The sequence below is a fragment of the Pseudomonas sp. P8_241 genome, from assembly GCF_034008315.1.
Taxonomy (GTDB): Bacteria; Pseudomonadota; Gammaproteobacteria; order Pseudomonadales; family Pseudomonadaceae; genus Aquipseudomonas.
On record NZ_CP125377.1, the window covers coordinates 4,267,162 to 4,279,218 of the forward strand.

9 protein-coding genes are annotated in these 12,057 nt (G+C 60.8%); 5 read left to right on the forward strand and 4 right to left on the reverse strand.

Annotated features, from left to right (window positions below; translation table 11 throughout):
* Positions 1-32 precede the first annotated feature (32 nt).
* Together QMK58_RS19175 and QMK58_RS19180 are read right to left on the reverse strand one after the other, a co-directional pair.
* Entirely contained in the window at positions 33-1,157 is a 1,125-nt protein-coding gene (locus tag QMK58_RS19175; protein ID WP_053164268.1) for an SCO family protein, read from the reverse strand.
* A gap of 158 nt (positions 1,158-1,315) precedes the next feature.
* A complete protein-coding gene (locus QMK58_RS19180) occupies positions 1,316-2,788 on the reverse strand; it encodes a sensor histidine kinase (RefSeq protein WP_053164270.1) in 1,473 nt (490 codons plus the stop codon).
* 278 nt (positions 2,789-3,066) lie between these two features.
* Here QMK58_RS19180 and QMK58_RS19185 point away from each other — a divergent pair, with 278 nt between their 5' ends.
* Genes QMK58_RS19185 through QMK58_RS19200 form a run of 4 tightly spaced genes read left to right on the forward strand, consistent with a single transcriptional unit; the run spans position 3,067 to position 8,675 of the window.
* Positions 3,067-4,413, forward strand: coding sequence for a hypothetical protein (locus QMK58_RS19185; RefSeq protein ID WP_053164272.1), 1,347 nt, complete (start codon positions 3,067-3,069; stop codon positions 4,411-4,413).
* 35 nt (positions 4,414-4,448) lie between these two features.
* Positions 4,449-6,677, forward strand: coding sequence for an Ig-like domain-containing protein (locus QMK58_RS19190; RefSeq protein WP_053164274.1), 2,229 nt, complete (start codon positions 4,449-4,451; stop codon positions 6,675-6,677).
* 60 nt (positions 6,678-6,737) lie between these two features.
* Positions 6,738-7,199 (forward strand): curlin, encoded by a 462-nt coding sequence (locus QMK58_RS19195; RefSeq protein WP_053164276.1) that lies wholly within the window; start codon positions 6,738-6,740, stop codon positions 7,197-7,199.
* Positions 7,200-7,226: 27 nt separating this feature from the next.
* Positions 7,227-8,675 (forward strand): curlin, encoded by a 1,449-nt coding sequence (locus tag QMK58_RS19200; RefSeq protein WP_053164278.1) that lies wholly within the window; start codon positions 7,227-7,229, stop codon positions 8,673-8,675.
* 179 nt (positions 8,676-8,854) lie between these two features.
* Here QMK58_RS19200 and QMK58_RS19205 read toward each other — a convergent pair whose 3' ends face one another.
* Together QMK58_RS19205 and QMK58_RS19210 are read right to left on the reverse strand one after the other, a co-directional pair.
* On the reverse strand, positions 8,855-10,273 hold the full coding sequence (locus QMK58_RS19205; protein ID WP_320395265.1) for an FAD/NAD(P)-binding protein: 1,419 nt from the start codon (positions 10,271-10,273) through the stop codon (positions 8,855-8,857).
* Between the two features lie 14 nt (positions 10,274-10,287).
* A complete protein-coding gene (locus tag QMK58_RS19210) occupies positions 10,288-10,851 on the reverse strand; it encodes a helix-turn-helix domain-containing protein (protein WP_053164282.1) in 564 nt (187 codons plus the stop codon).
* Between QMK58_RS19210 and QMK58_RS19215 the strand changes: the two genes are divergently transcribed.
* Entirely contained in the window at positions 10,846-11,874 is a 1,029-nt protein-coding gene (locus QMK58_RS19215) for a DMT family transporter (RefSeq protein ID WP_082344580.1), read from the forward strand. The two genes, QMK58_RS19210 and QMK58_RS19215, sit on opposite strands and share 6 nt — an antisense overlap.
* Positions 11,875-12,057 lie beyond the last annotated feature (183 nt).

Sequence of the window (12,057 nt, forward strand, 5' to 3'; positions counted from 1 at the left end):
GCAATTGAATGGCCAACGTAAGTATTTCGACACTATTGCACCTGCGTCATGTCCTTGGGTGCGACTGCATGATGATGCTCTTGCTCATCGTTACCACTGGCCAGTGGTGTCACCGGCGGATGCTGGCGATCGGTTTCTGCCTGCAGAAATTCGATGATCGACTGAGCCGAATGCTCATCGATGCGCAAGTTGGGCATCGGGATCTTGTTGAAGCGCTCGAACATTTGCATCGCAATCGGGTCTTTTTCCGCCAGCATGCGGTCCGGCTCACGGATCCAGCGGTTGAGCCAGGCCGGATCGCGTTGACGGGTCACGCCGATCAGGTCCGGGCCGATGCTGCGCAGTCCGATGCCCTGTCCGTCCATTGGCCCCAGGCTGTGACACGACGCGCAGCGGGTGCGGAACAGTTCTTCGCCATTGCTCGGCGGGCGAATTTGCGGCGCATTGGCGTAGCTTTCTGAAACGCTCTGCTGCTTCCAGTTATGCAAGGTGTTGGCCAGCTGGTCCGCCAGAATCCAGGGGTTCTCGAACGGCGATGCTTTCATCCAGCGCCCCGTGGCCTGGTTGCCGACGATCAGGCTCAAGTTGTGGTCCTTGCTGCGTCCGTTATCGACGCCTTCGATGAACAATCCGAGTTTCTGCCGCAGTTCGGTGACGTCGGCAAACTCCCCGGTGAGGAACTGCCAGCCCGGTCCGACCTGGAAACGTTGCGAGTAAGCCTTGAGCACCTCGGGTGTGTCGCTCAAGGGATCGATGCTGATGGAGTAAAAGAAGATGTCCTTGCCGACCCGATCCCCCAGCAGCTTCTGCACCTGGCGCAGACGCGCGGTTTCCAGCGGGCAGGAGTCACTGCACGAGGTGAAGATGAAATTGATCACCACCACCTTGCCCTTGATCATGTCATCGAAAAAATGCACCTGCCGACCGTCCTGATCGGTCAACAGCGTGTTGGGAAAGTAGTCGGCACCCCACGGCGTGGCGGAGTCGACGACAGCTGTAGAAGGCGGCTCGGCGACCGGTGCGGGTGTGGGCGGCGCTGGGTTGGCGACTAGCATGCGGCTCGCCAGCAACCCGGTCACCAGCACCAATATGAGGTGCATACCCAAGGCACGAGCGCGCGGAGTTTGCTTCGCCAGGTCGAGCGCTTTTTTGTCCATCACCAGCCGCCTCGAAGTCGTGAAGGGGGTGCTGGTGGTTTTGCAAGGATCTCGCCAGATTTGTAACCGGCTTATACAAATTTGTTTACACAACCAAAACAATGGCTTAACAACATCAAACTGCCATGACTTGGGGACCGACTGGGGATTGGCACCCGTTAACGGGGAGAATTCATACCCTTTTCAGGGGCAACCAACGTAAACGACAGGCGCACAGAGGTGCCCTCGCCCTCATGGCTGTTCAGCGTCACCGTACCGCCAAACCGCTCCATGATCCGCTTGACCAATACCAGTCCGACGCCAAGCCCACCCTGCTTGGTGGTAAAGAAAGGGCGGAATGCCATGCGGCGCTGTTCCTCGGTCATCCCTTTGCCGGTGTCGCTGACCACCAGGCTCACCCGCTGAGCGTTGATCGGTTCTATCTTAAGGGTCAGGGTGCCGCCACGGTCCATGGCCTCCACCGCATTCGACAGCAGACTGTTGAGGATCTGCGTGAGCTGCACGTGTTGGCTCAGCACCATGGGAGTCTGTTCCGGCAGGAATTCGACACGGACCTTGGCCTTGGTGATTTGATACTCGTAGGCCATCAGGCTGTCATGCAGCGCTGCCACCAGATTGACCGGTTCGGGATCGTCGTTGAGCGGACGCAGGGATTGCAGCAACTCCCGTACCCATTTGGACATGCGATCGACCTGGCCGATGATGTCGTTGATGTTCTTGTGCGCGGGCCCGGTGTCGAACTCCAGCGCCAGTTCGGCGCTGGAACGGATGGTCGCCAACGGATTGCGCAAGCTGTGGGCCACCGCCGATGACATCTCGCCCAACGCCACAAACGTCTCATTGGTGATCAGTTGTTTTTGCTGCTCTGCCAGCAAAATCGCAGCGCGCCGCACGATCCAGTACAGGCCCAGGTAAATCAGGCCGCCGCCCAGGGCAGTGGCCAACCAGATCATCACCAACCCGCGCTCCATTCGGTTGATCAGGTCTTGCGGTTCTTTATAGATTTCGACCATGGCCGTGACCGTGCTGCCATCAGCGTCGAACAACGGAATGTAGTTCTCGATGAAAATGTATTCAGGGGGCACTACAAACTTTTGCTCCATGCGGGTCTTGTCGACATCGTGATAACTGGCCGACACCGGCGTCTTGGAGATGAACGCCCGATTGAGGTCGTCGTCGGCATGAATCGTGGTGCCCATCAGAGACGGATTGGTCGACCAGATCACCATGCGGTCGGGGGCATAGATGTTGGCCAGGATCACGTCGGGCAGGTGCTCGATATGGTCCAGAAATTCGCCTCGGGCACTGGCCCGGGCCAGTGGGTCAACGTCGGGAAAGTCGCGGTCCTTTCGCGGATCGAGCAATTCGCCCATGGTCCGCACGTTGGGGATCGACACATGCCGCACCTCCGCCGCGGCAATCGCCTGAATGAATTGCGAGGTCAGTAACGCATCACGTTGCACGCTTTCGGTGATGACAAAACGCGTCGAAACCGCCCCCAACGCCACGGCGACCGTGCCGATCACCGCCATGCTGATCAACGAAAACCAGCGCAACAGATTGAACGGCTGCTTGCGCGTACTCAGGCGAATTTCGCTGTCGGACGGAAGTGCATCGGCAATTGTATTCATCGAGTGGTTCTCGGTAGACCCCATAGCTTTATAGCCCACTCATGGCGGATTGCCCCAATTCGGGTAATGCCTTTCCGCACCTCCCCCGCTCTCCCAATCCACCCCCAAACCTGGGGACAGTGGCCCTTTAGCGAAATCGCTGACTTGCTCCCCGACGCGCCCCGCAGGCCCGTGACGCGGGCACTTCGAGGCTGTTTTTACAAATTGGTATGGAAGTTGCCGAAGTCCTGTCAACTGGCCCATATCAAGGGACAGGTACTCTGATAGAGGGAATACTCATGCACCCTTTACTGTCGAAAACCGCGATCGCCTTGATCGTTACCGCTTTTGCCCAAGGCGCTGCCCAGGCGGCGCTGTTTGCTGTTGACCCCGGACCCTACCTGCCTGCCAATGGGAGCTTCGCCTCCTGGTACCAGGACACCCATGGCAGAACCCTCGATCTATGCCTGTCCAAGGCTGTCAGTTCTCGCGTCCCAAGTGCGCCGGGCGCCCCCACTTACATGTGCAATTTGCTGCCGACCCCCGGCGTATTTGACGACGCGCAACCGATCGTTTTCCCGACCAACTTTCCCGACGAAGCGTTCTGGTTTACCGCCGATGGCGCGATTGTCGATGCGGCCCGAGGCATTGACCTGACCTACGTGTCGGCCATCGAAGCCGCGTTCGCCGCTGAAGAACCCGTCGAAGGTGACCAGGTCAGCTTCGCCCGTATCCGCATTCGCGTCGACGTGCCTACCGCCGGCACCTATATCATCACTCACCCTTACGGCGTCGACGTCTTCAACATCGATACTCCTGGGCGCCGCGCCATCAACATGACTCGAGACATCGGCATCGGCACGCCGAAAACCTACGACGGCGCCCTCAAGGGTGACATCGGTCCGTTCCTGCGCAGTGTCAACGGCCCCTACACCGAAACCAATCCGCTCACCGGTACCGCTGAACAATTCGTTGGCGACCCGAACCTCTCGGAAGCTGTCACCGGCAGTCCGTTCAACACCAACTTCATCCGCATCGAAGGCCCCAATGGCCTGGACTTGCGTACCGACGCCTTCGCCGTTTCCGGCAAGTTGTCGACTGTCGTGCGGCCGACGCCCGTCATTGCCGAACGCAGCACGTATTCGCGCAAAGCCGGCGCCAGCGCTCCGGTGGCCCAGCAGGACGTGTTCGTCATGGCACCACCGGCGCCTGCCACCGTGACCCTGGACAGCAACAGCCCGGTGTTGAACCTGATTGAAGCCAACACCACGGGCCACTGGTACACCCAGTCCCCTGAAAACCCGACGTTGCCAAGCATGTTGCAAGTCACCGCTGACAACCACGTGGCTATTGCCAGCAGCACTCCGACCACGATTGCCATGCCCTTGACTGACCTGGTGGTGATCTCACGTGCCGAGTACAGCCTGAGCAGCGGGCTTATCACGATTGTGGCCTCGACCAGCGATGAAACCTCACCACCGGTGCTCACCGCCACCACCGGCACTGGCGTCGCCATCGGCGCGTTGAGCGGTGACGGCGCAGTGAAAAGCCTGGCCACCGGCATCACGCCGAATCCGCCAGCCAGGGTCCATGTGTCGTCTTCCAATGGCGGCGGCGACACCGAAGAAGTGGTCATCGTGCAATGAACGCTCACATGCCCAGATCCTCATCAGGAGGCATCATGAACAATTGGCCACGCCTGGCGCTCAACGCCCTGGGACTGACTCTATCGCTGTCCGGCAGTGCATTCGCGCAACTCGCTGCCGTCGACCCCGGCCCCTACACCTTCGCCACGGGGAAATTCCCCATGTGGTATCAGGACACCAACAATCTTTCGATGGAATTGTGCCAATCACGGGCGGCGAGTTCGCGGGTAGCGGTCAGCGTGCCACCGGCTTACATGTGCACCCTGCTGCCGGAACCTGGTGTGTACGACGACACCCAGCCCATGGTGTTCCCTGACAACTGGCCACCGGAAGCCTTCTGGTTCCTGGCCGAGACGAACATCCCCAACAACGGCGCCGGCTACGGCATGGACGTCTACGTGGCCGGTATCGAAGCGGCATTCGCCTCGGAAAACCCGGTCGATGGCGATCAGCAAAGTTTCGCGCGGATCCGTATCCGCGTGAACGTGCCCACTGCGGGCACCTACACCATCACTCACCCGTACGGCGTGGAAACGGTCAACGTCACCACACCGGGACGCCGCGCCATCAACATCACCAAGGACATCGGCATCGGCGCTCCGGGCAATTTCAGCGGCGCCGTGGGCGGTGCAATCGGGCCGTTCCTGAAAAGTGTCAACGCGCCCTACACCGAAGTGAACCCGGACACCGGCGCCGTCGAAACCTACGTCGGCGATCCGAACCTCACTGAAGCCGTCACCGGCAGCCCGTTCAACACCAACTTCGTGCGCATCGTGGGCCCGGCCGGGACCATCCAGACCAACCTGTTCACGGTGGCCGGCAAGGTGCTCGACAGCCGGGCGCAGACGCCGGTGGAAATCGACCGTGCCTCTTATCGCCGCACCGGAGCCGGAACCCGCGTAGAGGTCTTTGCCAAGTCAGGCAACAGCTCGAGCTTGTGCTTCCGCGAATCCGTCGCCCTTGTCCCCGGACCGCCACCAACGCCGTGCCAGACCACTATGTGGGGCGACGACCATGGCCAGTTCTTCGCTAATCGCCTGTTCACCGGCAACGTGCCTCCAGTTGTTGTGGTCACCGCGACCAACCCGGCCGGCACCACTCGTCCCACGGCTGTCTCGAGCAAGCTCAGCGACATCGTGAAAATCCAGACGGCTCGCTACGACTGGAACAATCACAGCCTGCTGATCGAAGCCACGTCCTCCGATGAAACCGTGGTTCCGGATATGGTCGCCCAGGGCTTCGGACGCCTGTCGAAGAATGGCACCCTGCAACGCCTGACTGTCTCCGATCTGCCCCAACCACCGGCCACTGTCACGGTCAAATCGGCGGCGGGCGGCGCGGACACAGAAGCTGTCGTGGTGGCTGGTTCGGCACCGGACACCGGCGAGAACCGGGCGCCGATCGCGGTCTCTGATGCTGGCTCCACCGGCTTCGGGGTACCGGTCACCCTCAACCTGCTGGCCAACGACAATGACCCGGATGGCGACACGCCGCTGAGCATCACGGAGCTGACTCCACCGGCCGCAGGCCAGGGCACCGTGGCATTGAGCGGTACGACTGCGGTGGTCTATACCCCGCCGGCCGTTGTCAACGGATTGCTGACCACAACCTTCACCTACAAGGCGATGGACGCCAAAGGCCTGGCCTCGAGCACTGCGGCGACCGTGACCGTCACCGTTGCGCCTAACCAGTCTCCGGTGGCCGTGGTCGACAACATCTCGGTGCAGGGCTCATCGCCAATCACGATCAACGTGCTGGCCAACGACACGGATCCGGAGGGCAACGTACCGCTGGCGGTCGCCAGTGTCACCCCACCGGCGGCAGGGCGCGGCACGGTAAGCATCAGTGGTGCGGCCGTCGTCTACACCCCGCCGGCAACGATCCTGGCACCGTTCACCACGACCTTCACCTACGTCGCCCGGGACAGCTTCGGCGCCCTGTCGGCACCGGCCACGGTCACCGTGCAAGTGTCGCCAGCCGTGGTCCTGGAAGTGTTCAACGTAACGGCGTCCTCGGTCACTGCCCGTGCCGGAGGCCGCTTTACCTGGGCCTTCACCGGTACGTCGTCGGCGCTCCTCGGTAACTCGGTCACCATCCAGGTCACCACGCCGACCGGGTTGGTCACCCTCGGCACCGTCCCTGTGGCGATTACCGGGCGCTGGACCATGAACCTGACCAACGCGGTCGTTCCATCGGTCAACCCGACGGCAACCATCCGTTCCGCCGCCGGCTCCGTGCGCAACGTCGCGGTCACCGTGCAGTAACCGCTTGCCCCACCGGCCGGTACAGCCGGTGGGGCAAGCCTTCAACCCAAGGACTTCGCCATGAAAACGTCGACCGCTGCCCTGCTCTGCCTGCTTCTGCTCTGCAGCAGTGCTGGCGTGCGCGCCGATGACTTGATGGAAAACGAAGACCTCGGCCCCGGTGGCGATCTCGGTGAGTTGCCACCACCCATAGGCCAACACGCTCTGATCGATCAGAACGGGCAGGCCAACCTCGCGCTGTTGCAACAGAACGGTCAGTCGTTGCTCGGCACCATTGTCCAGTCGGGCAGCAACCAGGAGGCTTATATCCTGCAACAAGGGAATGACCTGATGGCCATGATCAACCAGCAAGGTTCCGGCAACGCCGCCTCGATTACCCAGAACGGCAGCCATAACCGCGCGCAGATTTCCCAGAACGGCAACAACAACGACGCCAGCATCGAACAGGCCGGCGCGGGGCTGCAAAGCGCCGTGACCCAGTCCGGGAACGGCATGAGCGTTTCGGTCAAACAGTATCGCTAAAGCACTGCACCACCTGGAGGTTTCATCATGTTCAAATTGACGCCCATTACCGCCGCCATCCTGGTCATTGTCAGTGCCCAGGCGATGGCTGACGACAGCCTGTCCAACCAGGACCAGGTCGGGACAGCCAACATCGCCGATGTGAAGCAGAACCTGGCCCCGTTCAGTACCGCCACCCAACAGCAGTTCGGGGAAGGTAATGATGCGGCCGCCGTGCAGGATAACGCGAGCAGCACCATCGACCAGACGCAGATCGGTGATTTCAACGCCGGCTACGCCGAACAGCTTTACGAGAACGGCAGCACTATCACCCAACAACAATCGGGCACCACTAACGTCAGCCACGCCAGTCAGTCGATCGGCGTGGGTAGCAGCGAAGCATTGCAACAACAACAGGGCAACGGCAACTTCTCTTTCATCTATCAGGACAGTCAGGACGGCACGTCGGCCAAGAGTTTGCAGTTCGGTGACTTCAACGAAACCAACATCGAACAAATGGAGGTAGGCGTTGGCAATAACGCGCAAATCCAGCAGAGCGGCAACTTCAACTACGGCACCGCCGAGCAGGTGTTCCACAACGGAGGCCAGATCGGCATCGACCAGACCGGTGACGGCAACTATGCCTATGGCGATCAGCGCAATGGTGAGGGCGGCAACGTGGCCATCAACCAGTTTGGCAACGGCAACGGCACCGAGGTCTGGCAGGAAAGCCAGCTTCCCAGCGAAGCCGCCGTCAACCAGATTGGTAACAGCAACGAAACAGTGGTCGACCAGAGTTACGGCGAAAGCAACGTGGCCCAAGTGCTGCAAGTGGGTGATCTGAACGCGATCTACGCCGACCAGTTCGAGTCGATCGGCTCGACGGTCGCGCTGTACCAAGAGGGCACCGGCAACGTGCACTTCACCTATCAGAGTGGCGACAGTCACGTGCTCAATGCCAACTCGGTGGGTGACGGCAACAAGGTCTATGCCAGCAATTGGAAGGGCCCGCAAGCCGGCGGTCAGTTCGGTACCGGCCAACGTGCAACCATCAACCAGAACGGCAACGAAAACATCGCCAACTTTACGCAGAATGGCGAGGGCCATATCGTCACGACCAATCAGAGCGGTACTGGCAACAAAACCACGATCAGCCAGGCTGACTCTTACAACGAGCTGTATTTCGACCAGAACGGCTCCGACAACATCCTGATCTCCGATCAGCGTGGTACCACCAACCTGGCCGTCGGCACCACCAGCGGAACCGGCAACACCACCGAGTTCGACCAGTCCGGCACCGGAAACCTGGCCAATACCACCCAGCTGTATGGCAGCGACAACATGATCACTGTCAAACAGGCTGACACCATGAACGTGGCCTATGTCACCCAGGGCGGCACCGGCAACATCGCCAGCGTCGATCAGAGTGGCATGACCCAGACTGCCAACGTGCAGCAATATGGATCGGCCAACCAGGCAACCGTGTTGCAGCAGTAATTGCCAGGCATGAAAAACCGCGGCCCTTGGGAAGAGCCGCGGTTTTTTTTCTGGGCGTAGCACCCTGTAGGAGCGAGCCTGCTCGCGATGGACTCAAGAGCGCCGCGTTGAGGCAATCAGAACGCGTCATCGTTGACGACCATCGCGAGCAGGCTCGCTCCTACAAAGACCCGTGCGGATTAACCAATCGCGCCTCGGACAAGCCGCTGCGCCAGCGCCTTTGCCTGACTCGCCACATCCGTCACCGCCGTGCTTTCCCACCACATTCCACGCAATGGCGGCCCCATGGCAAACAAACGGCTGGCAGCCTGACCGTCGATGTTCAACACCGCGCCGTCAACCTCGGCAGCAATGCCCAAAGCCAACGGCCCCGGCTGAACCAGCCCGCGGGCCAGCAGTTGCTGTGGCAATGGGCGTGCGACCCGGCGCCAGTCATATTCGATGCCGCTGGAGTTGATCAATGCTGCGCCGGTGACGACACCGGTGTGCGCTTGACCGCGACGTCGCAGGCGAATACTCACCCGGTCGCCGGTTGAAGACTCAAGTCCCTTGAAAGAAGCGGCGTGAATCCGCAATCGTCCTTCTTTATATAAGCGCGCCACCAATTCAGCGCTCAGCGGCGGCGAGCGGTGGTGATGGCTTTCCCACCACGGCCGTACATGCCGCACAAACTGCCGACGCTGCACGTCGCTGGCCTGATGCCACAAGCGGCCGATATGCGCGCGTACCGTGTCCAGCGGCGCCTGCCAGTCGATGCCTTGGGCGATGGCGTCCCGGCAGTGCCGACGAAGCTCGCGCATCAGCTGACGAGGTGTGCGAATGCTGTAGTCCTCAGCGAGAAAATCCTCCCATGCCGGAGGCTGGCGGCGCACATGGGGCAGCAAGCCATGTCGGGAAAACACTTCAATCGGCCCGCGATGCCCGGCCTGCTCCAGCGAGACCACGGCATCGACCATGGTCAGGCCGGACCCGATGATCAACACCGTCGACTGCGGATCGAGCTGCTGCATGGCCGCAACATCCCATGGATCGAGTGCGGCGGCGTTAAGGCCGCTGGATTCGGTTTGTGGTGTCCGCGCGGCGGGGAACATGCCTGTGGCCAGCACGGCAAATGCTCCGCGCAAGCAACGGCCGTCACTCAAGGTCAACCGCACGGCCTCGGCATCGGTTTGCAAATCGACCACTTCGGCCTGCACGTGCTCAAGCGTCGAGCCGTTCAGAGCCCCCATCGCCTGCGCTTCTCTGAGACGTTGCTGCGCGTAAAGACCGAAAATCCCCCGAGGCGGAAACAGTTCGCTGATCGGCACAGGTTGTTGATCCGACTCTGGCCAGCCGCCGTCAGCAATATAGCGAGTCAGCCATTGGGTCAGGTCATCCGCATTGTCCGGGTCGACGCTCATCCGCGCGGCATTGCCGTTGAGCGTATGCCCCAATTCCACGGCACTGTAAGCTTCGCCCCGCCCCAGCTCCGCCCGAGGTTCGATCACCCGTACGCGCCGCTGTCCCGGCAGACGCAGCAACTGCGCCGCCAGCATCGTGCCGCTGAGCCCGCCGCCGACAATCAGGATATCCGCGTCACTGTTCAAGCCCTGCTCCATCATGCACTCCCTGTTCAGATCACCACATTACGCACAAACCGCGTCGCCACCGCCCCGTCGTTGCGATAGCAATGTGGCTGATTGCTGGCGAACATGAAGAACTCGCCTTGGGCAATGTTCTGCGCGTGTTCGCCCAGCATGACCGTCAGGCAGCCTTCGAAGACATAGATCTGCTCGCTCCAGCCATCGGCGTCCGGTTCGGATGGATACACTTCGCCCGGTTGCAGGCACCACTCCCACTGCTCCACTTCCCGGCTCGCGGTGGCCTTGGATAGCAACACCGCTTTACTGCCTGGGAGGGTTCCGGTCCAGGCCAGTTCATTGATGCGGCTGGGATCGCGGGCGTCGGGTGCCTGAATCAAATCGCTGAAGGCAACGTCGAGGGCTTCGGCAACACGATCGAGGGTGGTCAGGCTGACATTCTTTTCACCCGCCTCGATGGCCACCAGCATGCGCCGGCTGACACCAGACTTCTGCGCCAATGCGGTCTGGCTCAAGTCGGCGGCATGGCGCAGGCGTCGAACATTTTGACTGACATGCTGCAGGACCGAAGCCCGCGGGGGAGAATCTTTGTGCACTATATTGCTCACTTGGTAGGGTTGGGCAGTATACTGCGCAACATTCGACGCATTGTGCGTCCCTCTCAAGTAGCGTGCAAGGTCATGACGTCGTTGAATTCCCCCCAGGCTTCCTCCCGTTTCACCAGGTTCAGCAAGGCCGAATGCGTGCTGGTGCTGATCACCATGGTCTGGGGCGGCACGTTTCTCTTGGTGCAGCACGCAATGACCGTCAGCGGGCCGATGTTTTTCGTCGGCCTGCGCTTTGCCGCCGCGGCAAGCATCGTGGCGCTCTTCTCATGGCGTCACCTGCGCCAACTGACCCTGTTTGAACTCAAGGCGGGGACCTTTATCGGCGTGGCGATCATGCTCGGTTACGGCTTGCAGACGGTCGGTTTACAGAGCATTCCCAGCAGCCAATCGGCCTTTATTACCGCCCTGTATGTGCCTTTCGTGCCGTTGCTGCAATGGCTGGTGCTGGGACGACGTCCGGGCTTGATGCCCAGCATCGGCATCATGCTGGCCTTTGCCGGGTTGATGTTGGTGTCCGGCCCTGCCGGTGCTTCGTTCAACTTCAGTCCCGGGGAAATCGCCACCTTGATCAGCGCGGTGGCCATCGCCGCAGAGATCATTTTGATCAGCACCTATGCCGGTCAGGTCGATGTGCGCCGAGTGACCGTGGTGCAATTGGCGGTCACATCGGGACTGTCGTTCCTGCTGGTGGTGCCGACCAATGAGGCGATTCCTGATTTTTCGTGGCTGTTACTGTGCAGCGCACTGGGCCTGGGCGCAGCGAGTGCAGCCATTCAGGTGGCAATGAACTGGGCGCAAAAAAGTGTTTCGCCAACCCGGGCGACGCTGATCTATGCCGGTGAGCCGGTGTGGGCCGGGATTGTCGGGCGCATCGCTGGCGAACGGCTGCCAGCAATTGCCTTGCTCGGGGCCGGGTTGATTGTCGCGGCGGTGATTGTCAGTGAGTTGAAGACCAAGGGTAAGGCCGCTGCAGATGTTGGCGAATCGCTGGAGAGTGAACGCAGTCATTAACAGGATCAAAAGAACGCAGCCTTCGGCGGCTCCTACGGATGTATGCAACCCTCTCTAGGAGCTGCCGAAGGCTGCGATCTTTTTTGACGGACAGTAAACAATGTGAAGCGGGGCTTTTCCGTCTACCTTGTAGGATTCTGCGACAGCTTGGTGTTTGGCGATCCGGGAGCTGGCACGTATGAT